Annotated in this window: 29 protein-coding genes; 10 read left to right on the top strand and 19 right to left on the bottom strand. The window is 69.7% G+C overall.

Annotated features, from left to right (window positions below; genetic code table 11):
* Positions 1 to 81 precede the first annotated feature (81 nt).
* Positions 82 to 756 carry a DUF2848 domain-containing protein gene (locus LX14_RS02500; RefSeq protein ID WP_253645704.1) on the top strand — a complete coding sequence of 225 codons (675 nt, stop codon included), beginning with the start codon at positions 82 to 84 and terminating at the stop codon, positions 754 to 756.
* A 71-nt stretch (positions 757 to 827) separates the two neighbouring features.
* Positions 828 to 1,187, top strand: a complete 360-nt coding sequence (locus LX14_RS02495) for an FKBP-type peptidyl-prolyl cis-trans isomerase (RefSeq protein WP_253645703.1) — start codon at positions 828 to 830, stop codon at positions 1,185 to 1,187.
* Positions 1,188 to 1,201: 14 nt separating this feature from the next.
* On the opposite strand, the gene LX14_RS02490 is transcribed toward LX14_RS02495, so the two are convergent.
* From LX14_RS02490 to LX14_RS02475, 4 genes are all read right to left on the bottom strand, one after another.
* The gene (locus tag LX14_RS02490) at positions 1,202 to 1,966 is read right to left on the bottom strand and encodes a GAF domain-containing protein (RefSeq protein ID WP_253645702.1); all 765 of its coding nucleotides are present in this window, start codon (positions 1,964 to 1,966) and stop codon (positions 1,202 to 1,204) included.
* Positions 1,963 to 2,724: a GAF and ANTAR domain-containing protein gene (locus tag LX14_RS02485; RefSeq protein WP_253645701.1), complete on the bottom strand. Its 762-nt coding sequence runs from the start codon at positions 2,722 to 2,724 to the stop codon at positions 1,963 to 1,965. Before LX14_RS02485 ends, LX14_RS02490 begins: the two co-directional genes overlap by 4 nt.
* A gap of 143 nt (positions 2,725 to 2,867) precedes the next feature.
* Positions 2,868 to 3,350 carry a DUF6328 family protein gene (locus tag LX14_RS02480; RefSeq protein WP_253645700.1) on the bottom strand — a complete coding sequence of 161 codons (483 nt, stop codon included), beginning with the start codon at positions 3,348 to 3,350 and terminating at the stop codon, positions 2,868 to 2,870.
* A gap of 94 nt (positions 3,351 to 3,444) precedes the next feature.
* Complete coding sequence (locus LX14_RS02475) at positions 3,445 to 3,942, bottom strand: CinA family protein (RefSeq protein WP_253645699.1); 498 nt, start codon at positions 3,940 to 3,942, stop codon at positions 3,445 to 3,447.
* Positions 3,943 to 4,022: 80 nt separating this feature from the next.
* Between LX14_RS02475 and LX14_RS02470 the strand changes: the two genes are divergently transcribed.
* Positions 4,023 to 4,973: an ROK family protein gene (locus LX14_RS02470; protein ID WP_253645698.1), complete on the top strand. Its 951-nt coding sequence runs from the start codon at positions 4,023 to 4,025 to the stop codon at positions 4,971 to 4,973.
* 24 nt (positions 4,974 to 4,997) lie between these two features.
* Here LX14_RS02470 and LX14_RS02465 read toward each other — a convergent pair whose 3' ends face one another.
* The 3 genes from LX14_RS02465 to LX14_RS02455 form a co-directional block, all read right to left on the bottom strand.
* A complete protein-coding gene (locus tag LX14_RS02465) occupies positions 4,998 to 5,393 on the bottom strand; it encodes a hemophore-related protein (RefSeq protein ID WP_253645697.1) in 396 nt (131 codons plus the stop codon).
* A 69-nt stretch (positions 5,394 to 5,462) separates the two neighbouring features.
* Positions 5,463 to 6,842, bottom strand: a complete 1,380-nt coding sequence (locus LX14_RS20840) for an ATP-binding protein (protein ID WP_253645696.1) — start codon at positions 6,840 to 6,842, stop codon at positions 5,463 to 5,465.
* On the bottom strand, positions 6,839 to 7,588 hold the full coding sequence (locus LX14_RS02455) for a response regulator transcription factor (RefSeq protein WP_253645695.1): 750 nt from the start codon (positions 7,586 to 7,588) through the stop codon (positions 6,839 to 6,841). The genes LX14_RS20840 and LX14_RS02455 overlap by 4 nt, the downstream gene beginning before the upstream one ends.
* Before the next feature lie 39 nt (positions 7,589 to 7,627).
* On the opposite strand from LX14_RS02455, the gene LX14_RS02450 reads away from it, so the two are divergent.
* Both LX14_RS02450 and LX14_RS02445 read left to right on the top strand, forming a co-directional pair.
* A complete protein-coding gene (locus LX14_RS02450) occupies positions 7,628 to 9,025 on the top strand; it encodes a cryptochrome/photolyase family protein (RefSeq protein WP_253645694.1) in 1,398 nt (465 codons plus the stop codon).
* A gap of 84 nt (positions 9,026 to 9,109) precedes the next feature.
* Positions 9,110 to 10,378, top strand: a complete 1,269-nt coding sequence (locus LX14_RS02445; RefSeq protein WP_343996589.1) for an Nramp family divalent metal transporter — start codon at positions 9,110 to 9,112, stop codon at positions 10,376 to 10,378.
* A gap of 8 nt (positions 10,379 to 10,386) precedes the next feature.
* Here the strand turns inward: LX14_RS02445 and LX14_RS02440 are convergent, their stop codons facing one another.
* From LX14_RS02440 to LX14_RS02405, 8 genes are all read right to left on the bottom strand, one after another.
* Positions 10,387 to 11,445 (bottom strand): ABC transporter substrate-binding protein, encoded by a 1,059-nt coding sequence (locus LX14_RS02440; RefSeq protein ID WP_253645693.1) that lies wholly within the window; start codon positions 11,443 to 11,445, stop codon positions 10,387 to 10,389.
* Between the two features lie 35 nt (positions 11,446 to 11,480).
* The gene (locus LX14_RS02435; protein ID WP_253645692.1) at positions 11,481 to 12,290 is read right to left on the bottom strand and encodes an ABC transporter permease; all 810 of its coding nucleotides are present in this window, start codon (positions 12,288 to 12,290) and stop codon (positions 11,481 to 11,483) included.
* Positions 12,287 to 13,129: an ABC transporter permease gene (locus tag LX14_RS02430; RefSeq protein WP_253645691.1), complete on the bottom strand. Its 843-nt coding sequence runs from the start codon at positions 13,127 to 13,129 to the stop codon at positions 12,287 to 12,289. The genes LX14_RS02435 and LX14_RS02430 overlap by 4 nt, the downstream gene beginning before the upstream one ends.
* Positions 13,126 to 13,971, bottom strand: a complete 846-nt coding sequence (locus tag LX14_RS02425; protein ID WP_253645690.1) for an ABC transporter ATP-binding protein — start codon at positions 13,969 to 13,971, stop codon at positions 13,126 to 13,128. The genes LX14_RS02430 and LX14_RS02425 overlap by 4 nt, the downstream gene beginning before the upstream one ends.
* A 65-nt stretch (positions 13,972 to 14,036) precedes the next feature.
* Positions 14,037 to 15,338, bottom strand: a complete 1,302-nt coding sequence (locus LX14_RS02420) for an ABC transporter permease (protein WP_253645689.1) — start codon at positions 15,336 to 15,338, stop codon at positions 14,037 to 14,039.
* Positions 15,335 to 16,234, bottom strand: a complete 900-nt coding sequence (locus tag LX14_RS02415; protein WP_253645688.1) for an ABC transporter ATP-binding protein — start codon at positions 16,232 to 16,234, stop codon at positions 15,335 to 15,337. Before LX14_RS02415 ends, LX14_RS02420 begins: the two co-directional genes overlap by 4 nt.
* Before the next feature lies 1 nt (position 16,235).
* The gene (locus LX14_RS02410) at positions 16,236 to 16,850 is read right to left on the bottom strand and encodes a hypothetical protein (RefSeq protein WP_253645687.1); all 615 of its coding nucleotides are present in this window, start codon (positions 16,848 to 16,850) and stop codon (positions 16,236 to 16,238) included.
* Positions 16,847 to 17,122, bottom strand: a complete 276-nt coding sequence (locus LX14_RS02405; RefSeq protein WP_253645686.1) for a helix-turn-helix transcriptional regulator — start codon at positions 17,120 to 17,122, stop codon at positions 16,847 to 16,849. The genes LX14_RS02410 and LX14_RS02405 overlap by 4 nt, the downstream gene beginning before the upstream one ends.
* Before the next feature lie 161 nt (positions 17,123 to 17,283).
* On the opposite strand from LX14_RS02405, the gene LX14_RS02400 reads away from it, so the two are divergent.
* Positions 17,284 to 17,772 (top strand): winged helix-turn-helix transcriptional regulator, encoded by a 489-nt coding sequence (locus LX14_RS02400; RefSeq protein ID WP_308214112.1) that lies wholly within the window; start codon positions 17,284 to 17,286, stop codon positions 17,770 to 17,772.
* Positions 17,773 to 17,895: 123 nt separating this feature from the next.
* On the top strand, positions 17,896 to 19,068 hold the full coding sequence (locus LX14_RS02395; protein WP_253645684.1) for a thiolase family protein: 1,173 nt from the start codon (positions 17,896 to 17,898) through the stop codon (positions 19,066 to 19,068).
* A gap of 17 nt (positions 19,069 to 19,085) precedes the next feature.
* Here the strand turns inward: LX14_RS02395 and LX14_RS02390 are convergent, their stop codons facing one another.
* The 3 genes from LX14_RS02390 to LX14_RS02380 all read right to left on the bottom strand — a co-directional run bounded on the left by LX14_RS02390 (position 19,086) and on the right by LX14_RS02380 (position 22,506).
* Positions 19,086 to 19,841, bottom strand: a complete 756-nt coding sequence (locus LX14_RS02390; protein WP_253645683.1) for a GAF and ANTAR domain-containing protein — start codon at positions 19,839 to 19,841, stop codon at positions 19,086 to 19,088.
* Between the two features lie 198 nt (positions 19,842 to 20,039).
* Positions 20,040 to 21,140 carry an NAD(P)-binding domain-containing protein gene (locus LX14_RS02385; protein ID WP_253645682.1) on the bottom strand — a complete coding sequence of 367 codons (1,101 nt, stop codon included), beginning with the start codon at positions 21,138 to 21,140 and terminating at the stop codon, positions 20,040 to 20,042.
* A 10-nt stretch (positions 21,141 to 21,150) separates the two neighbouring features.
* Entirely contained in the window at positions 21,151 to 22,506 is a 1,356-nt protein-coding gene (locus tag LX14_RS02380; RefSeq protein WP_253647856.1) for an HNH endonuclease signature motif containing protein, read from the bottom strand.
* On the opposite strand from LX14_RS02380, the gene LX14_RS02375 reads away from it, so the two are divergent.
* Positions 22,453 to 22,839, top strand: a complete 387-nt coding sequence (locus LX14_RS02375; protein ID WP_253648036.1) for a hypothetical protein — start codon at positions 22,453 to 22,455, stop codon at positions 22,837 to 22,839. The two genes, LX14_RS02380 and LX14_RS02375, sit on opposite strands and share 54 nt — an antisense overlap.
* A gap of 149 nt (positions 22,840 to 22,988) precedes the next feature.
* Entirely contained in the window at positions 22,989 to 23,720 is a 732-nt protein-coding gene (locus tag LX14_RS02370; protein WP_253645681.1) for an enoyl-CoA hydratase, read from the top strand.
* A 9-nt stretch (positions 23,721 to 23,729) separates the two neighbouring features.
* On the opposite strand, the gene LX14_RS02365 is transcribed toward LX14_RS02370, so the two are convergent.
* Complete coding sequence (locus tag LX14_RS02365; RefSeq protein WP_253645680.1) at positions 23,730 to 24,110, bottom strand: (2Fe-2S) ferredoxin domain-containing protein; 381 nt, start codon at positions 24,108 to 24,110, stop codon at positions 23,730 to 23,732.
* Positions 24,111 to 24,292: 182 nt separating this feature from the next.
* On the opposite strand from LX14_RS02365, the gene LX14_RS02360 reads away from it, so the two are divergent.
* Positions 24,293 to 25,975, top strand: a complete 1,683-nt coding sequence (locus tag LX14_RS02360; protein WP_253645679.1) for a purine-cytosine permease family protein — start codon at positions 24,293 to 24,295, stop codon at positions 25,973 to 25,975.
* The last annotated feature ends 11 nt before the right edge of the window (positions 25,976 to 25,986 follow it).

Genomic DNA, 25,986 nt, shown 5'->3' with positions numbered 1-25,986 from the left:
CCATACTTGATGTATACAAGTCGTATGCGCAAGCGTTTCGGCCTATCGGCAACGAGAAAGTAACCAGGAGGGCCTCCCACGATGCTCACGTTCACACTCCCCGACGGGTCCACCGAGTCCGTGGAACCCGTCGCTGTGCTCAACGCCGGATACGCCGGACGTGACCAGGAGGGCGTCGCCGCCCACATCGCCGAACTCGCGGACCTCGGGGTCCCCGCGCCGACGGTCACCCCCGCGCTCTATCCGATCGCGCCCTACCTCGCCCAGCAGACCGACGAGGTCTTCGTCCAACACGGGCGCACGTCGGGGGAGGCGGAGTGGGCGCTGGTGGTCCTCGGCGACACCGACGACGACGTGTTGCTCACCGTGGCGTGCGATCACACCGATCGCGACCTCGAGGTCCACAGCGTCGCCTGGAGCAAGAACGCGGCCCCGGACGTCGTCGGCCGGGGTGCCTGGCGCCTCGCGGACGTGGCCGGACGCCTCGACGGCATCGTCCTGCGTGCATGGGCCGACGACGTCCTCATCCAGTCGGGGTCGCTGGGTGACCTGCTCGCGCCGCAGTACTGGCTCGACGTGCTGCGTGAGCGCGGCCTCCTGCGTCGGGGGACCGTCCTGGTCTCGGGGACCATCCCCATGCGCAGCGGGGTGGACCAGTTCGCGGGGTCCTGGCGGGTCGAGATGTCGGACCCGGTCACCGGTGAGGTCCTCACGTGCGCCTACCGCACGGTTGCGATGCCCGCACCGATCGGGTGAGCGGCACGCCGTAGAGTCGGTCACAGAACGCACCGTGTGTTCGACGACGAGATGAACGCAGGAGACGTCAGGTGACCAAGCCAGAGGTGGATTTCCCCGAGGGTCCCGCACCCACCGAGTTGGTCACCGAGGACATCGTCGTCGGTGACGGCGAGGAGGCCGTGCCGCACGGCATGGTCGACGTGCACTACGTCGGTGTCGAGTACGAGACCGGCGAGGAGTTCGACTCGTCCTGGGACCGTGGACAATCCGCGAACTTCCCCCTCGACCGGCTCATCGTGGGGTGGCAGGAGGGGATCCCCGGCATGAAGACGGGTGGTCGCCGGAAGCTGATCGTCCCGCCCGAGAAGGCCTACGGTGCCGCCGGCGCCGGACACCGCCTGTCGGGCAAGACCCTCGTGTTCGTCATCGACCTGCTCGGCGTCGGCTAGACCTCACCCACCGCTCAGCGGGTGTACGGGTCGCGCAGCAGTCCCCCGTGATCGGGCACGCGCCGGTCGTGCGCGTCGACGACGGCGCGGGCGTGCATCGCGAACGGCGTCCGGTGGCTCGCGGCGAGATGCGCCAACTCCCTGCGGGCGGCGCCCGGATCGAGTTCGAGCACCTCCGCGGCGATGCCCACGGCGAGTCCCACCGTGCGCGTGTCCCGCAGCAGGCGACCCACCACGGTCTCGACGACCGCGTCCCGCGACCCCGTCGCGTCCGAGGTCAACGCGAGCGCCGCGAGATCGGCGAGCATCTGCCCCAGCACCACCGGCCGATGGTCACCCCACGGTTCGGTGGTGTACACGACGACCGACCCCACCGGCTGTGCGAGCACCCGGATGGGGAACGCGTGGACCGACCGGAGCCCGGCGTCGTGGGCGTCGGCGCGATAGCGCGGCCAGCGGTCGTTCTCCACACCGAGGTCGCCGATCACCGCGACCGCCCCGTCGCCGGCCGCGGTCAGTCCCGGGCCCCAGGTGGAGAGCGCTGGATCGATGTCGCCGGCGACGGCGACGGCATGCGCACTCGGCGACGGCCCCGACCGGTCGAGGACGACGACACTCGACGAGTACGCGCCGAAACCCCGTCGCGCGGCGTCGGCCACGGCGTCCAACACCGCGGCCACGTCGAACGGTCCGGTCATGGTGTGCACGATGTCGGCGACCGCGACCACCGCGGTGCCCGTGAGCAGTCCGTCCAGCCGCTCGGGGGTGTCGTCGGTCATTGGTCGTCCCTGCTCTCGATGTCTCTGCCCTCGATGTCCCGACTCGCGATGTCGGTGAAAGTCGCCGTGCGCGCGACGATCTCACCCGCGACGGAACCGATCGGGCGTCCCTGGGAGAAGGCGACGGCGCGGAGCCGGTCGAGTGCCTCCTCGGTGCCGATGTCGAGCTGTACGGCGATGATGCCGGTCGCCACGTGTACGTCGTCCCGGGCGAACGGCCCGCCGGGTTCGTCGACGACGATGTGCTCGACGTCGCGGGGGCTGCGCGCGACGTCGTCGGCGTTGCGCCGGATCGTCGCCGCGGCCAGGCGCGCGCTGACCTGGGCCGACTGCGCCTCGTCGCGCGTCAGATCCCCCGGTCGGCGGCGGTACAGCTCGAGGACCCCGACGGCGAAGTCGTCGACGGTCACGGGGACCGCGAACACCGCGCCGACGCCCATCAGGAGGACCTCGGACCGGAAGACGGGCCAGTGCGTCGTCGCCTCGTCGGTGTCCAGGGAACCGACCAGGACGCTCGACTGCGTCGCGAACGCCCCGATGCAGGGCCCCTCGCCGAGGGTGAACTGCAGGTCGTCGAGGTGGGCCGCGGTGGCGTCGGTGGCGTAGATCAACTCGCGGTTGTCGCCGGCGGACCCGAACACGGCGATCGCGGCGCCGTCGACGCCCGTCAACCGCGTCGCGGTCTCACAGAGTTCACGGATGCCGCTGAAGAGCACGTCGCGGCGGCGGGGTGGGCCGTGGCTGTCGGGGTCGGTCATGGACCCGACGCTGCGCGAGCGTGCTGCGCGCACAGGGGATCCGAGATCATTGTGGGTGTGTACCCGGTTGCCGCGGGGTACGAAACGTCCCGCTGTCGCGTCCTCGGGACGGTCGTGTCCGGAGGGATCGGTCGACGGCGACGTCACGGTGTCCGGCTCCGCAGGAACAGGGGCAGCGCCACCCACAGGGTGAGGGCGGCGACAGCCACCACGGTGCCGACGGCGAGACCCGTCTCCTGATCGACGACGACGTCCATGATGAGGGTGATCACGCCGACGACCGCCACGCCGAGCAGGCCGAACCCGCAGAGCGCGAGGCGGTTCGCCCAGCGGACGAGGATGTGCACCGCATGTTGACGGAACAGCACCCGGTGGATCGCGACGGGCGCGACCAGCAGCACGGTCGCCAGTACCGATGCGGTGGTGGTCGTCAGGTAGATCGCGGTGTCCCGCTGCGATATCCCCGCGAACCGGGCCTGGAAGGGCAGCGTCAGCAGGAACCCGGTGAGCAGCTGGATCCCCGTCTGGATGACCCGTAGTTCCTGCAGCAGCGACGACCAGTTGCGGTCGAGACGTTCGACGGGTGTCTCGCCCCGCGCCCGCTCGTTCCACTCGTCGTCGTCCACACCCCAGATCACAACACAACCGCAGGCTCGACACCGCCGAGCAGGGGTATTCGGCTCGCCGGTGTCGTACCGACGGGCGGTTGCTCCCGGATCCTCAGCCCTGCGTGTGGCGCAGCAGCAACTGCACGGCGGCGTGGACGGTGGCGGCGAGGACGTCGGCGGGGTCGCCGTCGAACTCGGTCCGCTCCGTCGAGGACTGCCCCCGGTCGACGATCCCGATCCACACGGTGCCCGCCGGGACGTCCTCGTCGGTGTCCGGACCCGCCTCGCCGGTCAGGGCGATGGTGAGGTCGGCACCGAACATCGTCGCGGTGGAGTGGGCCATCGCGCGGGCGGAGTCCTCGCTGACGACGGGCCCGTCCGGCACATGCAGCAACGAGTGCTTGACCGAGGGGCTGTAGGCGACGATCCCGCCCGCGTACCACTCACCCGACGACGGCGCGCGGCCCAGTTGCGCGGCCAGATTGCCCGCGGTCAACGACTCGCACGTCGCGATCGACCGCCCGGTGCGCTGCGCCACCTCCGCCAGCTGCTCGCAGAGGTCGGTGGTCTCGGAGTCGACGGGGAGATGCTGTTCGGGTTCGACGGTCATGCGGGGGCGGATGGCCGGGACGGGCCCGGCTCAAACATCGACCGCCACCGCGGATGTCGCACCCGTGACAGACTGCGATGATGACCAAGCGCGCGAGACTGGTGGCGGGCGTCGACGTCGGCGGCACCAACATCGAGGTGGGGGTCGTGGCCCCGGACCACTCGGTGGTCGCGCGGGCGAAGGCCCCCACGCCGACCGACGGCCCCGACGCCGTGTTGTCCACCATCGCCGATCTGGTGTCGTCGCTGGACGAGGACCCCGTCGCCCTCGGTGTCGGCATCCCCGGGGTGGTGCACCGCGGCGAGGTCCTGACGGTGCCGAATCTGTCCCACTGGACCGAGCGGGTCGAGATCGGGGACGAACTCGGCCGACGTCTGCGACTGCCCGTGTCCCTGGGCAACGACGCGAACGTCGGGCTGCTCGGCGAGCACGTGGCCGGCGCCGCCCGCGGTGCGGACGGTGCCCTGGGGGTCTGGATGGGGACCGGGATCGGCGGCGCGCTGGTGATCGGCGGGCAGTTGTACGGCGGCTCGCGCGGCGCGGCGGGCGAGATCGGTCACGTGGTGGTCCAGGAGCGCGGCGCGTTGTGTGGCTGCGGGCGACGAGGGTGTGTCGAGGCCTATGCGGGACGTCGGCAGATGGAGGTGACGGCGACCGCGTTGCAGGCGGCGGGTCGCACCACCCGGCTGTTCGCGATCCGCGACGAACTGGGCAAGGCGAGTGTCACGTCGAAGGTGTGGAAGAAGGCGCTCGAGGACGAGGATCCGGTTGCGACGGAGCTGTTCTCGACGGCGATCGACGCGCTGGGTGTGGCGATCGGGTCGACGCTGAACGTCCTCGACGTGCCGCTGGTCGTCCTCGGTGGCGGACTCGTCGAGAAGCTGGGTCAGGATCTGGCGGATCGTGTCGCCACGGCCACGGCGCCGTGGGTCCTCCAGGAGGACCCGGACCGGCGGTTCGTGGCGTCGGCACTCGGTGACGACGCCGGGATCGTGGGGGCGGCCGCGCTGGCGCGCGAGCAGTCCGCCTGATCCCGGCGTCTCACAGCCTGGCGGTCAGAAGCGGGCGCAGGACCCCAGGGCGATCGCGATCCGCTGGTCGATCAGCGGCCGGAAACGGTCGTAGACGACCTTGACCCGCGGCTCCTCGGCGACGAGCGCGCTGATCTGCGCCGAGCGTGCCGGCTCGGGAAGGAGCGCCACCCGCTCGAAGGTCGCGCGGACCCGGGGGTTGTCGAGGTACCCGGCGACCTCGGGCGACGTCGCGCGGACCGCGCGTTCGAGCTGATCGGTGGTGCAGGTGGTGCCGGGGACACGCGGTGCCGGGTCCTCGGGCGCGGCGGACGCGGATGCGACGGGGAACGCGAGGGCGGCCGCGGTGCCGAGCGCGGCGGCACCCAGGGCGATGGTGCGGTGCAGCGAGGACGGGCGGGAGTCGGACCGTGCGGTCATCGGTGGTTCCTCTCGGAGGGGGAGTGGGCCGCACGCGTCGTGCCTGGGTCTGAGGCCGTGCGGCCTGACCTAACCGTACCGATGTGCCGGTGTCGGCGCGATCGTGACGGTCAGGCGCGCCCCGCCCCAGGGGCTCTCCGAGAGTGTCGCGGAGCCGCCGTGGAGTGCGGCCTGTTGCGCGATGAGCGCAAGTCCCAGACCGGATCCCGACTGGCGGGTGGTGCCGCGTTCGAACCGTCGGAACAGCCGGTCCCGATCGGCCGGCGGGACACCCCGTCCGTCGTCGTCGACGATGATCGCGACACCGTCGCCCGCGGCGTCCACCGACACCCGCACCCGACGGGCCTCGCCGTGGCGGACGGCGTTGGTGATCGCGTTGCCGACGGCCATCCGCAGCCCGGTCTCGATGGCGACGACGGGGACCGACGGCGGGGAGACGAGCTCCACCTCGACACCGCGGTGGTGCGATCTCGCCTCGGTGACCACGCGGTCGAGAAGGTCGGCGAGGTCGACCTCGACGCGGTCGCGTCCGCCGAGATCGCCCTGGGCGAGGCTCTCCAGCGCCGCGAGCGTCTCCTGGATCCGCGCGTGCGCGCGACGGAGATCTCGCACGATCTCGGCGCGCGCCTCGGGGTCGGGGGTGAAGGTGTCGAGCACCTCGAGGTCGGTGCGCATCGCGGTCAGCGGGGTGCGCAGCTCGTGGGCCGAGACCGAGGCGAAGTCGCGGGCGGTGACGAGGGCCTCGTGGGTGCGCCCGCGTTCGACGTCGACCCGGCGCAGCAGCGACTCCATCGCCGACGCGAGATCCTCGGCCTCCCGCGCACCCCGGATGTCGACGAGCGCGGCGCGTTCGGGGGCCTCGGGTCCGGCGTCCACGGGGATCACCTCGGTGTGCCGGGCGAGACGTCGCAGCGGCCGGATCGCGAGGCCGCCGAGCAGCCACGCCAGCAGGGCCGACGCGGCGACGGCGGCCAGGCCGATGTAGAGCAGTGCGCGTCGCTGCGACGCGACGCGGTCGACGGTGGACTGCACGGGGACCGCGACCGAGGACACGACGAGGCCGTTGAGCAGGCCGGAGTTCACCGCCGACACCGTCTTCACCCGGTACCGCGTGCCGTCGATCGTCGTGTCGCCCACTCCTGTTCCGCGGGCGGGGATCTGGGTCCCGGTGGACTGCAGCACGATGCCCCCGATCCGGGCGGTGGCCAGCGCGCCGTCCGACACACCCGTCGTGATGGTGCTCGTGTTCGAGGCCGACAGGCTCGGCTGGAACGCCGCCGAGAGGGTGTCGACGCGGGCGTCGAGTTCACGGAACGCGCTGTCGCGCACCTGCACCCAGGCGATCGCGCCGACGGCCAGGACGATGAGCACGGTGACCAGCGCGGCCGCCGCGGTGACGCGGGTGCGCAGCGACGGCGAGCGGCGCCTGGTCGCGGACGGGGTGGTCACGGCCGCGACCGCAGCACGAAACCCACCCCGCGCACGGTCTGCACCACGCGCGGTTGGCCCTGCGCCTCGAGCTTGCGCCGCAGGTAGCCGATGAAGACGTCGACGACGTTGGTGTCGGCGGCGAAGTCGTACCCCCACACCTGGCTGAGCAGTTGTGTCCGGCTCAGGACCATGCCGGGGTGTTCGGCGAGGGCGACGAGCAGTTCGAACTCGCGCCGGGTGAGGTCCACGGCGTGGCCGTCGCTGCTGACCTGCCGGGCGTCGATGTCGACCGACACGTGCTCGACGGTCAGGCGCCGGCCCACCGTCTCCGGCTGTGCCTCCGACGGCGCGGGTCGCCGACGGAGCAGCGCGCGGATCCGGGCGACCAGCTCACCGAGGTCGAACGGCTTCGTCAGGTAGTCGTCGGCGCCGGCCTCGAGTCCCGCGATGCGGTCGTCGACGGAGGTGCGTGCGGAGAGCACGCAGACGGGGATGTCGTCGCCGAGTGCACGCAGGGCCGTGACCACGGCGACGCCGTCGAGGTCGGGCATGTTGATGTCGAGCACCAGCAGGGAGGGGCGGTGCTCGGTGATGGAGCGCAGGGCCTGTGCGCCCCCGGTGGCCGTCTGCACACCGAACCCGGCCAGTCGCAGCCCGCGCTCGAGCGAGTGCAGCACGTCGAGGTCGTCGTCCACGACGAGGACGTCGACGGGGACATCGCCGCGGACACGGCCGTCAGCGTCGGTGCTCGGCGGTGGCGTCATGGCGGCCATTGTGCCGAACCGTTCCGGCAGGATGGGGTGATGACGACCACCGCAGTCCTCTGGTTCCGGCGCGACCTGCGCCTCGCGGACCTGCCGTCCCTGCTCGACGCCGCGGCCGCGGCCGACCGGGTCCTCGCGTGTTTCGTGCTCGACCAGACGCTGCTCTCGTCGGCGGGGGAGCGCCGTGTGCAGTTCCTCGGTGACTCCCTGCGCGACCTGTCGGAGCAGCTCGACGGGCGGCTGCTGGTGGTGAAGGGCAAGCCGGAGAACAGGATCCCGCAGATCGCGAAGGCGGTCGACGCGACCAGCGTGCACATCTCCAGCGATCACACGCCGTACGGCAGGGCGCGCGACGAGCGCGTCGCCGAGGCTCTCGGTGACATCGAGCTGGCGTCGCAGGGGTCGCCGTACGCGGTCACCCCCGGCCGACTCACCAAGAACGACGGGGAACCGTACAAGGTCTACACGCCGTACTTCCGGGCGTGGCGTGACCACGGGTGGCACTCACCCGCCGACACCGGGACGTCGTCGGCGACATGGGTCGACCCGTCCGACGTCACGTCCTCGCAGTTGACGGCCGCCGACATCCCCGACCCCGGGGTGGACCTGCCGCAGCCTGCGGGCGAGACGGCGGCGCTCGCGCGGTGGAAGCAGTTCGTCGAGGGCACGAAGGAGTTCGCCGAGCACTCCGTCGCCGACTACGACGACGTCCGCAACCGCCCCGACCTCGACGCGACCAGCCGGATGTCGGCGCATCTGAAGTTCGGCACCATCCACCCCCGCACGATGCTCGCCGACCTCGTCGACCTGGAGAAGAAGCAGGCGACGAAAGACGGTGCGACCGGCTACATCCGCGAGATCTGCTTCCGCGACTTCTACGCGACGATCATGCATCACTGGCCGCGGAGCTCCTGGTGGAACTGGAACCAGGCCTTCGACAAGATCGACGTCGACACCGGTGCCGAGGCGGAGAAGGCCTTCGAGGCGTGGCGGGACGGCCGCACCGGCTTCCCCATCGTCGACGCGGCGATGCGTCAGCTGAACGAGTCCGGCTGGATGCACAACCGGTTGCGGATGATCGCGGCGTCGTTCCTCGTCAAGGACCTCCACCTGCCGTGGCAGTGGGGTGCGAAACACTTCCTGCAGCAGCTCACCGACGGCGACATGTCCAACAACCAGCACGGGTGGCAGTGGACCGCGGGGTGCGGCACCGACGCCTCGCCCTACTTCCGCGTGTTCAACCCGACCACCCAGGGCGAGAAGTTCGATCCCGACGGCGACTTCGTCCGCCGGTGGGTGCCCGAGCTCGCCGACATCGCCGGCAAGGCCGTCCACCAGCCGGGGGACGCCCGCCCCGACGACTATCCCGAGCCGATGGTCGACCACAAGGCGGAACGCGAGGAAGCTCTTGCCCGCTACCAGAAGGTGAAGGGCTGACCTGCGGGTTCCCTGAGTTAGGGGAGCCGAAACTTATTCTTCGCCCAGTTTGAAACCGGGCCGTGCCTGTGCCACTCTGGACCGATGCCGCCGGTGACCGACACGCAGGTGACCGACCCCGCCCCGTCGAGGTCGCGGCGGTCGCGGTTCGCCGGTGCAGCGCTGCTCGGCCCCGCGTTCGTCGCAGCGATCGCCTACGTCGACCCGGGCAACGTCGCTGCGAACGTCACCGCCGGAGCCCGGTACGGCTTCCTGCTGGTGTGGGTCCTCGTGGTGGCGTGTGCGATGGCCGTCGTCATCCAGTACCAGTCGGCCAAGCTGGGCATCGTGACCGGCAAGACCTTCCCCGGTCTGCTGGGTGAACGGTTGCCGCGGCGTCGGCGCCTCGCGTTCTGGGTCCAGGCCGAGGTCGTCGCCGCCGCCACCGACATCGCCGAGGTCGTCGGCGGCGCCATCGCCCTGCAACTCCTCTTCGACCTGCCGCTCGTCGTCGGCGGCCTCATCGTCGGCGTGATCTCGCTGGCACTGTTGGGTTTCCAGTCCCGGCAACGACAGCGCGCCTTCGAGTCGGTGATCGCCGCCCTGCTGCTGGTCATCGTCGTGGGGTTCCTCGCCGGGCTCGTCGTGGGCCCACCGTCAGCGGGCGACGTGCTCGGCGGTCTGGTCCCGCGACTGCAGGGCACCGACACCGTCCTGCTGGCCGCGAGCATGCTCGGTGCGACGGTGATGCCGCACGCCATCTACCTGCACTCCAGCCTGGTCATCGATCGCCACGGGGTCGCCCGCGACGACGCCCGCCGCCGTCGACTAGTGCGGGCCACACGCTGGGACGTGGTGTGTGCGTTGATGATCGCGGGTGCGGTGAACATCGCGCTCCTGCTGCTCGCCGCACAGAACCTGCAGGGGCGGGACGGCACCGACACCATCGAGGGCGCACAGCGCGCCGTCGGTGACGCGATGGGCCCCGTCATGGCCATCGTGTTCGCCGTGGGCCTGCTCGCGTCGGGCCTCGCGTCGACGTCTGTCGGGTGTTACGCCGGCGCGTCGATCATGGCGGGTCTGCTGAAGGTCCGCGTGCCCGTGTGGATCCGGCGTCTCGTGACGCTCGTCCCCGCGCTGATCGTCCTCGGCAGCGGTGTCGACCCGACCTGGGCACTGGTGATCTCGCAGGTCGTGCTCAGCTTCGGCATCCCGTTCGCGATCATCCCGCTCGGTCGGCTCACCCGCGACCCGTCGGTGATGGGCTCCTTCGCCGACTCCGGTGCCCTCCGCCTGGCCGCGACGGCGATCGCCGCGGTGGTCGTCCTCCTCAACGTCGCGCTGATCGTCCTGACGGTGACAGGTCTGGGCTGACCTGCCCGTCAGGCCTTCTTGAGGTCCGGGTTCTCCTGGTGCACCTCGTTGATCAGCGACATGTCGAAGATGTCGGCGGCCTTGATCGAATAGCCGGCCTTCGCCAGGGCCTCGATGTTGGCGTCGATCAGTTCCTCGGTCATGGTGAGCAACCCGTTGGCCTTCGTGTCCGCGGAGGCGACGAGGAGGTTCTGCGCCTGTGCCTGCTTGAGTTGGTCGTCCATCTTCAGACCGAGGGACTTCCCGTAGACGTTCACGGCGAGTTCCGCGGACTTCTGCGGGTCGGCGACCGCGTCGTTCCACCCCATGACCTCGGCCTTGAGGAATCGCTTGAGCTTGTCGCGCTCGGTGTCGATCGTCTCCTGGCGCACCACGAACGTCTCGGCGACCAGGGGCAGGTTGTGGTCGGCGAACGGCAGGGTGGCGGTCGCGAACCCCTGCGCCGCCAGGGTGATCGGCTCGTTGGTGGTGTAGGCGACCCACCCGTCCACCTCGCCCTTGGTCAACGGCGTCGGGTCGTACTGGACGGTGATCTTCTGGATGTCGTCCTCGGTGAGGCCGTTCGCGGTCAGCAGGGCCTTGAAGACGTTCTCGTTGGACGCCTGCACCCCGATCTTCTTGCCCTTCATCTCCGCGGGGGTGGTGATGGGCTTCGACTCCGACGACATGATGCAGAACGGGTTCTTCTGGAACGTGGCGGCGACGGTCTTGAGCTTCGCGCCCTGCAGGATGACCGGTGCGGTCAGCTGCGGTGCGGTGGTGCCGGTCCACACCTTCTTCGACGTCAGACCCGTCTCGACGCCGGTGCCGGCGCCGCCGCCGGTGATCAGCTCGGGGTCGGGGGTGAAGCCCGCCGCCTTGTAGTAGCCCTTGCTCAGCGCGTGGTACTCACCGGCGAACTCGATGTTCTTGATCCACGACAGCTGGACCTTCTCCGCGCCCGACGCCGACGACGACGAGGACGAGCTGCAGGCAGCGAGCAGGCCCGAGACACCGAGTGCGCCGGTCGCACCACCGGCCATGAGGGAGTACCGGAGGAAAGAACGACGGTCGACGCTGTGGGACATGGGAACTCCTGTGTCGGATCGGATGGCGGTACGTACTAGGCGACGGAACCCATGCGGGTGAGCACGAGCTTCTCGACGACCCCGACGACGGCGTAGAGGACGATCGAGCTGACGGTGATGACGACGACCGACGCCCACAGTTCGTCGTAGGCGGCGGCCGGGAGTGCCTGCTGCAGGCTGGCCCCGAGGCCCTTGTTGGTGCCGAGCCACTCGGCGACGGTGGCGCCGATCATCGCGCCGGGGACGGAGACCTTCGCGGCGGCGAACACCGCCGGCACGGCGGCGGGCAGCGACGCCATCCGCAGCGTCGTGGCCGGTGAGCCGCCGTAGGCGGTGATGACGTCGGAGATCTGGCGGGGCGCCCCGGCGAGGCCGGTCATGATCAACACCAGCGCCGGGAAGAAGACGATGATCCCGCCCATGACCGCGACGCAGGCGGGGCCCCGCCCCACGATCATCGTGATCAGGGGCGTGATGGCGACCAGTGGCACCGACCGCATCAGCAGGGCCAACGGCATGAACGTCTGTGCTGTCGGGCGCGACAGCGTGAACACCCCCGCGACGAGGAGAGCAGCGACCATCCCGGTGGCGAACCCGATGCCTGTGTCGCCCAGCGTGATCCACAGACGGTCGAGGATGTCGGCGCGGTTCGCGCCGGCGCCCGAGGCGGTGAACAGGTACTCGACGACGTCGATCGGCGTGCGCCCGATGATCGGTCCGACGTCGGGGAACGCGAGGAGGAACCCGATCCAGATCACCACGATCAGGACCAGGGACCCCAGCAGCGAGCCGAGGAAGCGGACTGTCGGGCCGGCGTGGGGGAATCGGGGTGCCGTCGCGCTCACGAGAACACCGCCTCGCCGCGGGCCCAGCGTCCCACGAACCGGGCCACGATCGCGATGATGCCGTAGGCGACACCGGCGATGGCGCCGGCGATGAGCGCGATCGCCCACACCTGCGGGATCTGCGCCGACTGCTGGGCGAGGATCATCGACGGGCCGATGCCCTGCTCGGGCATCGACAGGAACTCGCCGAGGACCGCGCCGAGCACCGCGGCGGGTGCGGCGATCGCCAGGGCGCCCATCACCGACGGGAGCGCTGCGATGAGGCGGATGCGCACCAATTGCGCGACGGCGCCGCCGCCGTGGACGCGGATCAGGTCGAGGTCGGCCTGCTTCGGGGACCGCAATCCGGTGAGCGTGGCGATCATCGTCGTGAAGAACACCGAGATCGCGGCGAGGAAGACGATCATCGTCTGCACCTCGCTGAACGCGACCTGGATGATGGGGGCCACCGCGATCAGCGGGGTGCAGTAGCTGATGATCGCCAGCTGCGTCGCGAGGCCTTCGATCAGCGGCACGATCACCACGATCAGCGCAACGACGATGGCGAGCGCGTTGCCCCACAGGAAGCCGCGCAGCGCGAGCTCGGCCGTCGGGATGACGTTGGTCGTGTAGAAGTCCGTGCCCTGATCACCGACGGCTCGCAGGACCGCGAGCGGGGTCGGGATGGTCCCGCGGAACCACTGGAACACACCGGCGACGGTCCACAGGGCGATCACCGCGACGATCCCGACCGCGCCTGCGCCCCACCGCGAACCGGCAGCACGCGCACCAGATGACAGAGCCCCGGGCGTGTCCGGCAGCTGCGGCCCGGCGAGTCCGGGTTCTGCGATCGACGTCATGCGTGCGTGGCGGGCGCCGGGGTGTGCTCGGACCCGTGCCCGAAGAGCAGTCCGCTGAGATGGTCGTGCAGAGCGTGGAACTCGGGTGTGCGCATCATGTCCGGCACCCGTGGACGCGGCAGGTCGATCGGGAGCACCTCGATGATCCGACCGGGTCGGGGGCTCATCACGGCGACCTCGTCGGAGAGGAACACCGCCTCGGCGATCCCGTGCGTCACCATCAGCGTGGTGGCGGGCTTCTCCGTCCAGATGCGCAGCAGCTCCATGTTGAGCCGCTGGCGCGTCATGTCGTCGAGGGCCCCGAACGGCTCGTCGAGGAGGAGGGCGGTGGGCCGCACGACGAGCGCGCGGGCGATCGAGACCCGCTGGCGCATGCCGCCGGACAGTGTCGCCGGCTTGGCCTTCTCGAAACCGGTCAGGCCGACGAGGTCGATGAGTTCGGCGACGAGATCGTCGTCGGCGGGCATCCGGGCGACCTGCAGCGGCAGCCGGATGTTCGACTCGACGCTGCGCCACGGCAGCAGGGCGGAGTCCTGGAACGCGATGCCGAGGCCGTGGTCGCGTTGGAGGTCGCGGGGGGACCGGCCGTTCATCAGCGCCGTCCCCGTGGTGGGGGTCTCGAGGCCGGCGAGGATGCGCAGCACGGTGGACTTGCCGCACCCCGACGGACCCAGCAGGGACAGGAACGACCCCTCGGAGGTGGCGAGCGTGACGTCCTCGAGCGCGGTGACCGCCGACCCCCGGCCACCGAACGTCTTCGACAGCCCCGACACGTCGACACCGGTGCCTGCGGGTGGGACCCGCTGTGGCACCGGTGTCGTCGTGGCGGGCTCCTGCGTCATGTCGGGGACGGTAGGAGCATCGCGTTGCTGCTGCGTTACACCGCGATTACGCGTGGCGCGCAGCGTCAGCGCGCCGGCGTCGGCTCCTTCGGTGCCGACTCGTGCGATCCGCCGAACAGGGCCTCGGACCACTTGACCCGCGACCCGGTGCGCAGGATCGACCGCTGGTAGATCCGCGACGCGACCCAGGTGGACGCCGCGCACGCGGCCATCATGATGAGCACGGTCCCGATGACCTGCACCACGCTCGCGTCGCCGGTGGCGATCCGCATGGGCATCAGCGACGCCGAGAACGGCGGGATCCAGGACAGGATCGTCATCGGCGTGGAGGTGATGGCGTTGATCCCGAAGATGCCGGCGTAGAGCACGCCGAGCGCGAGGAACGTCAGCGGCAACGTCGCCGACGCCGCCTCCTCCTGGCGGGAGACCATCGCCCCCGCGGCGGCGTAGAGGGTGGCGAAGAAGAGGAAGCCGAGCAGGAACCAGACGATGACGGCGACGAACATGGAGACGGCCGTCGTGGGCACGGTGAGCAGTCCTGTCGCCGACCCGGTGATCAACCCGGCGCCGGCGATGACGACCAGCTGGCCCAGCAGGATGGCGCCGATGCCGAGGATCTTGCCCCACAGCAGGTGCAGCGGCTTGATCGTGGCCAGCAGGATCTCGACGATCCGCGACGATTTCTCCTCGACCACGCCGACGGAGATCATGCCGCCGCCCTGCATGATGACGATGAGCAGCAGCACCACGCCGATGTAGGCGATCGCGAGACGTTGTCCCTCATCGGGTTTGGTCACCTTCGTCTCGGTCACCGACAGCGTCGACGAGGCCGCGGCGGCGGAGGTGACCGCCGCCGGGTTCGCGCCGCTCGCCGAGATCGCCGTCCGCAGACCGGACTGGGCCACCGCGGTGCGGATGAGCGTCTCGGCACTGCCCGACAGGCCGTCCTTCGTCACGGCGGTGAACGCCGTGCCCGACCCGGGTCCGTTCGCGACGAGTGCCGCCGACACGTCGCCGGACTCGACCTGGGTGCGGGCCTCCTGCGCTGTCGCGATCGGGACGACGCGCACCCCGGTGCCGGTCGCCTGGCCGGCTTGCTGGAGCACCTGGCCCACCGTCGAGTCCGCACCGGCGACGACACCGATCTTCGGGGCGTCGTCGCCGCCCTTGCCGACGAACTGCGCCGCGACGATCAGACCGCCGATGACGAGGGCGAGCAGCAGGACGTTGATGATCTTGAACGATTTCGTCGCCACGCGGGTCGTGATCTCGCGCCGCGCGACGAGGGCGATCGAGTGTGCCGCGCCGGTGTCCGCTCCGGGATCGGGGGAGTTCGGTCGGCGGGTGTCGGTGAGTGTGCTGGTCATGACGAGACCACCTCTCGGAACAGTTCGGTCAGGTCGGGGGTGCGCGGGGTGAACCGACGGACGGGGCCGTGGTCGAGTGCCGCGCGGAGGATCAGTTGATCGTCGGCACCGGGGGCGAGATCGACGACGGTGGTGTCGGGCCCGGTGTGACGTGACGCCGTGACGCCGGGCAGTCCGTCGGCCCACGGGTCGACCGTCGAGGGACCGGTGATCTCGATCTGCGACCCGCCGCGCGAGCGGAGTTCGTCCACACCGCCGAGCGCGCGCATCTCGCCCTTCGCGATGATGCCCACGCGATCGCAGAGCCGCTGCACCAGTTCGAGCTGATGGCTGGAGAAGACGACGGGGACACCCTGTGCCGCCTTCTCCTTGAGCACGTCGCTCATCACGTCGACCGCGACCGGGTCGAGACCCGAGAACGGTTCGTCGAGGACGAGGACGGCGGGGTCGTGGACGAGGGCGGCGGCGAGCTGTGCGCGTTGCTGGTTGCCCAGGCTGAGGTTCTCGACCGGCTCGTCGACGCGCTCGGCGATGCCGAGGCGGGTGAGCCAGTCCTGCACGGTGGAGGCCGCGTCGGCGCGCGAGAAGCCGTGCAGCTCGGCGAGATAGCGGAGTTGCTCGCCCACCTTCATCTTGGGGTACAGCCCGCGTTCCTCCGGCATGTAGCCGATGCGCCGGCGGAGTGCGAGGTCGATGGGCCGGGATCCGAGCGCCACCGTCCCGGAGTCGGCGGTGAGGACACCGAGGACGATGCGCATGGTGGTGGACTTGCCGGCGCCGTTGCTGCCGACGAAACCGAAGATCTCGCCGGGCTCGACGGTGAAGGTCATGTCGCGCAGTGCGGTCAGGTCGCCGAATCTCTTGGTGAGACCGTCGATGATCAGGGGGTCACCCATGTCAGCTCTTCCTCTCGAGGTCGTGGGTCGTGGACGAAGGGAACTGGTCGGCGAAGTCCTCGGGGTCGGGGTCGTCGGCCCACCAGGCGAGCAGCAGTGTGGGACTGCAGGTCCCGATGAGCAGGAACGTGATGAGCAGGATCCCGAAGCCGTACACGGTGCCCCCGCTGACCGAGTCGACGGCGGACCCGACGAGGATCAGCCCGAGGTAGGGCACGAACATCAGGGCGAAGACCACGATGTAGCCGATGGACCGCGCGGAGTTCCGTTTCGCCAGCTGGAGTTCGTCGAGCGAGGCGACCGGCGCCTCGGCCAGGTTCCCCGTCACGATGCCGAGCATGCGCAGGAACGTGACCGTGCCGATCAGTCCGAGGACGAACGGGACGAAGAACCATCCCCGGGTCACGAAGGAGAGCGCCGTGGCCACGAGCAGCAGCAGCAGCGACGCCATCACACCCCCGGCGAGCAGACGGGCACCGCGGCGGTTGCGCAGCCGGGGGAGTCGATGGGCGTTCTTGGCCTGGGACTTCTCGTAGTACCGGACACGCCAGGCCTCGTAGCGCACCCAGATGGCGGGCTTGAGGTGGTCCGGGATGGCGGAGTTCGGATCGGTCATGGGGTACTCCCGTTGCGCTGGGCGTAGAGCTCGGTGGACATGGCCGTGAACTCGGTGCGGCTGAACACGGCCTCGACCGGGAGGTCGAAGACGGCGCAGATGCGGAACGCGAGATCGAGGCTCGGGTAGTTGTCGCCGCGTTCGAGCGCACCGACCGACTGGACGTTGATCCCGACGGCCTCGGCGAGCTCGGCGCGTGACATCCGCCGTTCGGCGCGCAGGACGCCGATGCGGTTGTAGATGGGGAGCGCTCCCCGGCGGACTGGACTCACGCAACACAGTGTTAGGAAAACACAACAGATTGTCAACAGTTTCCGACGGACAGATGTTCACCACGGCGGCCGCAGACGTCTGACTAACGTTGCGGTTATGTAGTCTGGATCCCATGGGCGAGCACGGTCAGACCGCAGCCGCCACCGACCACCCGGCGGCGATGGTCCTCGCGCCCGCACTGTCCGATCGCTCGCGGTGGACGACCGAGAGATGTTCCATCGCTGCGGTCCTCGACGTGTTGAACACCAAGGCGGCATTTCTGGTCGTTCGCGAGTGCTTCTACGGCACCCGTCGCTTCGACGACTTCGTCGACCGGGTCGACATGTCCGCGCCCGCGGTGTCGCGCGCGCTGAAGCGACTCGAGGACGCCGGCATCGTCGCCGGCGCGCCGTATCGCGAGCCCGGGGCGCGGACCCGGATCGAATACGTCCTCACCCGGGCGGGTGAGGAGCTGCTCCCGTTGGTGATCGCGCTCGCGCAGTGGGGTGATGCGCATCTGCGGGGTGGTGAGGGGCCGCTGACGTTCACGGACGGCGCGTCCGGGCGGGAGGTGCGCGCGGTGGTGACGGCGGCCGACGCGGACCAGGCGCTCCCGGCCGACGCGATCGTCGTCGCACCCGGCCCCGGCGCTCGTGGTCGCACCCGCTGACCTGGCGTGTCTGTCCGGTCACATCCCCTGGATCATGATTGCGTTAGTCAGCAGCGAGGCGTAGACCTGTCTGGGTAACGACAACATCACCCAGAAGTGGGTGAGCTCCGGAAGAGGGACGTCATGGCCAACGCAGTCATCGTCGACGCGGTACGCACTCCTGTCGGGAAGGGGAAGCCCACCGGGGCGTTGCACGACGTCCATCCCGTGGACCTGCTGGCACACAGCCTGCGCGCCGTCGTCGACCGGACGGGGATCGATCCCGCCGAGATCGACGACGTCATCACCGGCGTCGTCACCCAGAGCGGGGAACAGAGCCTCAACATCGCCCGGCGGGGGCTGCTGGCGGCGGGGTATCCGGAGTCGGTCCCCGGGGTCAGTGTCGACCGGCAGTGCGGCAGTGGGCAGCAGGCCATCGCGTTCGCCGCGCAGGCGATCGCCTCGGGGTCGGCGGACGTGATCGTGGCGGCGGGCGTGGAGTCCATGTCCCGCGTCCCCATGGGGTCCGCGGCGGTGGGCGCGACGAACCTGAACGGGTCCGCATTCGACGCGCGGTATCCGGACGGACTGGTCGCGCAGGGCATCTCGGCCGAACTCATCGCGGCCCGCTTCGGCATCTCACGGCACGCCATCGACGAGTTCGCGCTGCGCTCGCACGAGCTGGCGGCCACGGCGACGAAGAACGGCCTGTTCGACGCGGAGCTGGCTCCGATCGCCGGGCTGACCGCGGACGAGGGCATCCGGACCGGGAGCACGCTGGAGCAGCTCGGCGGCCTGCGAGCCGCCTTCTACGACGAGGGCATCGCGCGGCGCTTCCCCGAGATCGACTGGCGCGTCACCGCCGCGGCGGCGAGCCAGATCAGCGACGGGTCGTCGGCCCTCATGCTCATGTCGGAGGAGAAGGCGCGCGACCTCGGCCTGCGCGCACGGGCTCGGGTGCACACGGTGGCCGTGGCCGGCGACGATCCGCTGCTGATGCTCACGGCGATCATCCCGGCCACCCGAAAGGTGCTCGCGCGCAGCGGGTTGTCGCTGTCGGACATCGACCTGTTCGAGGTGAACGAGGCGTTCGCGCCCGTCGTGCTGGCCTGGGAACAGGAGCTCGGTGTGGACCCCGAGCGGGTCAACGTCCACGGCGGTGCGATCGCCATCGGCCATCCGCTGGGCGCCAGCGGTGCGCGCCTGGCGACCACAGGTCTGGCGGCACTGGAGCAGCGCGGTGGGCGTTACCTGCTCCAGACCATGTGTGAGGCCGGTGGTCTCGCCAACGCAACGGTGTACGAGCGCATCGGCTGACCTCGAGCGCCCTCCGGTCACTTCTCGGTGGCGAGGCCCTCGGCGTCGATGAGGTCCTGTGCCACGCGGGTGAGGGCCTTGTTCGAATCCTGCGAGAGCTGGGTGAGCAGGGCGAACGCCTGATCGGAGCAGATCCCGAAGCGCTCCATGATCATCCCCTTCGCCTGCCCGATCAGGTCGCGCGAGGCGATGGCGTCCTGGTATTGGGCGTGTTGGCGCGCGGCACCGAGCCCGATGGCGGCGAACGCGCCGACGACGGACGCGGCCGGCATCGACGCGTCCAGCGCGGAGGGGGTGTCGGCCGAGAAGTGCAGCGTGGCCATCGCCTCGCCGCGGTGGGGCTCGCCGAGGGGCACGATCAGGGCGCTCCGGATGCCGGTCATCGTCAACTGGCTGACCGGGAGCGGCCAGCGGACGTCGGACGTCAGGTCGGAGATGAGGACGGGACGTCGCGTGCGCGCTGCGTCGTGCGCCGGGCCGTGGGTCTGCGATTCGATGACGGCGACGTCGTCGGCGGCCTCATCCGACCCGATGATCGGGACGAGGTCGATACGCCGGCGCCGTCCGTGGAGAACCGTCGACACCGAGACGTGGTCGGCCGCAGGGACCGCTTCGCGGGCGGCGTCGATCAGGGCTTGCAACGCGACGCGGTCGTCGCCGTCGGCGCAGGCGAGCTGTCGGATGACGCCCGCGAACTGCAGGGACGCGACCACGCCCGGGTCGATGGCGTCCTCGACCGGTGGATAGATGTTGTCGTCGAACAGTGCAGTCACAGAACGCCCGCTCGCTTCCGTGCCATGCGCGCGCGACCCAGTGGACCGCGTACGCCCCCGACGTGACCGGTGCCCGGCGGTGGCTGTCTGCCCCACAAGTCGCCGCGGGTGAGCCGTCGTTTCGACCCTGATCACTGTGTACGACGGTACCGGCAACTGAACATACTGTCCAGCAGTGGACTGACGGATTAGTACTGTTCAGGAGTTCGACAACAGGTCGACGACGACGCGCGCCGCCTCCCGACCCGCGCGGTTCGCACCGATGGTGGAGGCCGACGGCCCGTAGCCCAGCAACTGGATGCGGGGCTCGTCGGCGACCACCGTGGCGAGGCGCCCGGTCATGGTGATGCCGCCGCCGGGGGCGCGGAGGCGCAGGGGTGCGAGGTGGTCGAGCGCGCTGCGGAACCCGGTGTTCCAGAAGATGGTGTCGACCGCGAGGTCGGGCCGGTCGGGATCGGTCCAGGAAACCCCAGACTCGGTCACGGAGTCCATCATCGGCATCCACTCGAGGATCCCGTCGGTCTGTGCCGCAGCGATCGCCGGCGTGCGGAACAGTCCGGTCACCGACACCACCGAGGTGGGCGGAAGGCCCGCGCGGACGCGGCGTTCCACCCGCGAGACGGCCTCGCGGCCGCCCTCGGGCGTGAACGGTGCGTCGGAGAACTCCGGCTCCCGTCGACTGCACCAGAAGGTGGTGACGTCCTCCGCGGTGCGCGCGATCTCGATGAGCAGCTGCACCGCGGAGATCCCCGCGCCGACGATGAGCACGCGCTCACCGTCGAAGTCGTGGGGGTCCTGGTAGTCGTGGGTGTGGAGTTGGCGTCCGGCGAAGGTGTCGATGCCGGGGACGTGGGGGATGAACGGCCGGTCCCAGGTGCCTGTCGCGTTCACCACCGTGCGTGTCCGGAGGACGCAGGGGCCGTCGGCGCTCACCGCGGCGACCTCGAACGTCTCGGCGTCGGCTCGGCGGACCGATCGCACGTGCACAGGTCGACGGACGGGCAGGTCGAAGCGTTCCTCGTATCGCCGGAAGTAGTCGGCGACGGCGCTCGCCGCGGGCCACGCGTCGCACTCGGTTCCGAGTGCCTCGGTGAGGCCCCAGCCGGGGAGGTCGTGGACATGGTTGGCGCCGGCGAGTGTGAGTGTGGGCCAACGGAACTGCCAGGCGCCGCCAGGGGCCGGAGCGTGGTCGAGGATGACGAATCGGCCGTCGAGTCCGAACCTCTGGAGGAAGTGGCCCGCCGACAGTCCGGCCTGCCCGCCGCCGATGACGACGCAGTCGATCTCGTCCGGGGTCACGGGCGCGACTCTACGCAGCGCGGTCCGGCCACCAGCGGATGTCCACGTGGGGCAGCTGCCGGGCGACGACCTCTGCCAGGAGGTTCTCGACCGGCGAGGCGTCCGGGTCGGGTGGTGCGTGGTCGGCCAGGATCTGATCCGGTCGGTGCAGGTGGTTGGTTCTGGGTGGGTCGGTGGTGCCGTTGGCGGTCCACCCGAATGTCCCGCGGTCGGGGCCGGATCGGATCTTCTGCGTTTGCCAGCCGCCGGGCCTGTCGTGGACGGCCCGGTTGTGCGGCCCGCACGCGGGGGCGAGGTCGCTGATGTCTGTCGATCCGCCCTGCGCCCAGTCCTGTTCGGCGTGGTGAGCTTCGGTGTGGGAGAACGGTGCCGGGCAGCCGGGCATCGAGCAGCCGCCGTACTGGGCGAACGACACGAACCGTTGCGCCTCCGACGCGAGTCGGCGTGACCGTCCGTAGAACAGGGCTTCGCCGGTGATGTCGTCGAACACGGCCAGATGCATCTGAGCCTGCGCGGCAAGTTTGATGATCTCGCTCATGGGGAGATCGGTCCCGGTTGCGGTGTGCCCGATCCCCGCGCGTTCGCGGAGTTGGGTGTCGGTGATGGAGATGATCAGGTGCGGCGGCAGTCCACGATGCGACTTCCCGAGCAGCCCGCCGTCGGCCGCTGCACGCAGCAGCGCGTTCAGCGCGTCATGGTTGCGCTGTTGCTGGGTCCGCGAATCCCGTTCTGCGGCCGCGGTGAGTGCGTCGGTGTCGATGCCGTCGTCGCCCACCCCGCCGCGCGGTGAGGCCTCGTCGTCAGGATTGTTCATGCCGGGCTTGGCCCACTTCGCCAACACCACCTCGAACAGGGCTCGGGTAACCGGATCCAGATTCCCGCGCAGCTTGGACATGAGCTGCGGGTCCTGGTTGCCCAAGGACAGTGATCGCTGCCGGGCCCGATCACGATCCGACGGTTCGGCACCGTCGGGGTCGATGTGGGCGAGCAGCCGCGCACCCGCGCGGTGGATGTCCTTCGGTGAATGATGGCGGGCGATGTCGGCGAGTTGTTCCTCGGCCTTCTCCCGCACCTCCGGTGACGTCGCAGCCGGGACCTTGTCCATCACGCCGAGCACCGCATCCACATGCTCGTGGGTGAGGTCACCATCGGCCATCGCCGCCGCGGTCTCCGGGCACTTCGCGGGCAACTTCTCGCCGGTCACAGAGTGCATCTCTGACAGTGCGAGCACCTGCTTCAACCGCCGCTTGGGATTCGGCAATCGTAAGCGTTCAGCGACGAAGTGTGTGAGCGTCGAGCACTGCACCGACGTGTGCGCGTCACGATCGCTGACGTCGAGGATGCGTCGCAGACCGATCGACCCCATCGTGCGGACCGCCCGCTCATGCGTGATCGCCAACTCCGCGACTTCACGCTCGGAACACGCATCCGACGACGCCTCGGCGATCTCACCCAGAAGGCGATGCAACGCTACATATCTCGCGACCAGACCGTCGTCCACGATGCACCTCCCCCCAGCTACAGCAACACCTCCATCATAGAACAGACGTGCGACATTCGCCAGGATGTTCGAATGAGCTGGGGACAACCGCCTCGAGGTCGCCGCCATGCTGCAGTGCGGATGATCCAGCTCTGCCCGGCCCGCGACGCCGAGGCGATGGCCGACGTGGCGAACGCGATTCGCCGTCCACGACTCTGAGCGTCGGCGATCTGGTCCCACGATCCGCGGGCGACGTCCTCGACACACCGCTATGTCGTTGCGTTCGACGCGGCACCCGAGATAGTCGCGTGATGGTGACGCCATCGGGTATCGCTTCGACGTCTGGGCCTCGCCGATAGTGTTGCGCCATGATCGTCAGCACGGCGGAGGGTTCCGTCACCACCATCGAGCTGCACCGCCCGGACAAGCGGAATGCTCTGGACCATGCGATGGTGGCCGACCTCGCAGCTGCGTTCGACGATGCTGTGGCAGCCGGTGCGCGCGCGATCGTCCTGACCGGCGCGGGCGACGTGTTCTGCGCGGGTGCCGATCTCTCGGGGCCCGTCTACGACCCCGACTTCCTGGGATCGCTCGTCGAGACGCTGACCCGTCTCGAGTCGATCCCCGTTCCCGTCGTCGCGGCATTGAACGGCAGCGCGCTCGGTGCTGGTCTGCAGCTCGCCATGATCGCCGACCTCCGCGTCATGTCCCCGACGGCGATCTGCGGCATCCCGGCGGCGAAGATCGGTGTGGCGGTGGACGAGTGGACCATCCGGCGTCTGATCTCGCTCGCCGGGGCGGGTACGGCCCGCGGCATGCTCATCGGGTGTGACCCGCTGACCGCCGAGCAGGCTCTGGCCACCGGCTTCGCCAACCGCCTGGGGGATCTCGCCGCGGCGCAGGAGTGGGCCGCCTCGATCGCCGAGCTGGCGCCGCTCACGCTGGCCCACTACAAGGCGGTGTTCACCGGCGACGGCGCCCGGGACGAGCCGCCGGCCTCACGGCGCGACGCGATGTTGCGCGCCTGGGCCAGCGACGATCTCGCCGAGGGGCGGGCTGCTCGGGCAGAGAAGCGGGCGCCGCGGTTCACCGGGCGCTGATCCGCAAGGTCAGCCCTTCTTCTTCTTCTTGCCCTTCTTCGACGAACCGGGGCGATAGACGAGGCGTTCGACCGCAGGTGGTGGGGTGGCGATGCCCGGGCCTCCGGCGTGCAGCCATTCGCCGATGTCGTGCATCGCCGAGACCGTCAGTACCTTCTGCAGCCACACCGGTCGTCCACCCTCGGCGCGACCCCCGCGAGACGGCGTCACGACCATCACGTTCGACCGCTTGCAGTCGTCGAGGCAGTCGCTGGTCCGGACCCGCGCCGCGTCGGAGGCGGATTCGCGCAGCACGTCGAGCTGAGCGTCGTGGTCGACGTCGGGGTGCTTCTTGCGGGTGCCGCAGCAGCAGCCGCGACAGACCGTCACGGTCGGCACCTTGTTGCTCATCGTCACCAGGGTACGAGAGCGGTCGGAGGGTGCCTTACGGCACCCGGGATTGTTACGCAAGGCTAACCGTGCGAGTTTTCCTGCCGGAAACATGGCGGCACAGCGATCGACACACGGCGTCCCTACTTTCGCGCTATTGCCCAGCAGCGGGCGAGATACCCAGTGCGCGAACAGGAGCGTCGATGACGGACACCGTGGCCGAACCGCCCACCACCAGTACCCTCGCCACCGGCCCAGCCGCGGCTGCGACCCGGGAGACGTTGGAGGACTACACCCTCCGCTTCGCCCCACGCAGTTACCGCAAATGGGGTCCGGGCGTCGTCGCGATCTCCGCCCTCGGTGGCATCGCCTACCTCGCCGACTTCGCCATCGGCGCCAACATCGGCATCGCCAACGGCACCGGGAACGCCCTGTGGGGCATCCTGTTCTTCGCCGTGGTGATCGTGGTGACCGGCTATCCGCTGGCGTACTACGCGGCGCGGTACAACATCGACCTCGACCTCATCACCCGCGGTAGCGGTTTCGGCTACTACGGCTCGGTGGTCACCAACGTGATCTTCGCGTCGTTCACGTTCATCTTCTTCGCCCTCGAGGGCTCGATCATGGCCCAGGGCCTGAAACTCGGACTGCACATCCCGTTGTGGTTGGGCTATCTGGTGTCCTCGGTGCTGGTCATCCCGCTGGTCATCTACGGCATGAACACGCTGGCGAAGCTGCAGGTGTGGACGACGCCGCTGTGGCTCGTGATGATGGTGCTGCCGTTCCTGTACCTGCTCATCACCCACCCCGACGCCATCGGCGACTTCCTCGCCTACAGCGGTGGCACGGATGCCAAGGGCGGACAGGGCGTCTCGTTCGCCGGGACGATGCTCGCGGCCGGTGTCTGTCTGTCGCTGATCGCCCAGATCGCCGAGCAGATCGACTACCTCCGGTTCATGCCGCCCAAGACCGCCGAGAACAGCCGTCGCTGGTGGACCGCCGTCATCACCGCCGGCCCCGGCTGGGTCTTCTTCGGTGCGATCAAGCAGGTCGTCGGCCTGTTCCTCGCGGTCTACCTGATCCTCAACTTCTCCGCGCAGGCCGGCGTCGCCAACCAGCCGGTCGAGCAGTTCCTCGCGATCTACGAGGACTTCATGCCGCACTGGCTCGCGCTGACCCTGGCCGTCATCCTGGTCGTGATCAGCCAGATCAAGATCAACGTCACCAACGCGTACTCCGGCTCGCTGGCGTGGACGAACAGCTTCACCCGCGTCACCAAGACCTACCCGGGTCGCATCGTGTTCCTGGTGTTCAACGTCGCCATCGCCATCGTGCTGATGGAGGCCGACATGTTCAGCTTCCTCAACAACCTGCTGAACTTCTACGCCAACTGCGGCATCGCGTGGATCGTCGCCGTCGCGTCCGACATCGCGATCAACAAGTACCTGCTGGGGATCTCACCCAAGCAGCCGGAGTTCCGTCGGGGCATGCTCCACAACGTCAACCCCGTCGGGTTCGTCTCGGTGATCGTGGCCGCGGGCGCGTCGATCCTGGTGTACTTCCACGCCTTCGGCGACGCCATCCAGCCGTACTCGCCGATCGTCGCTCTCGTTCTCGCGCTGGTGCTCCCGCCGATCATCGCGCTGGCCACGCAGGGCCGGTTCTACCTGCGGCGCACCGACGACGGCATCGACATCCCCATGCTCGACGCCGACGGCAACCCGACCGACGTCAAGCTGATGTGCTGCGTCACCGGCGTCGAGTTCGAGCGGCCCGATATGATCGCCTCGGCGGTCCCGGGACCCAAGGGCGAGAAGCAGTACATCTCGTCGCTGGCGCTCTCGTGCGACAAGACGGGGGAGCACGTCCTGCCCGCCCAGAAGTAGTGGCGCAGCCA

This window comes from Williamsia deligens, from assembly GCF_024171765.1.
GTDB classification, from domain to species: Bacteria; Actinomycetota; Actinomycetes; order Mycobacteriales; family Mycobacteriaceae; genus Williamsia_A; species Williamsia_A deligens.
This window is presented reverse-complemented; position numbering and strand designations above follow the sequence as displayed.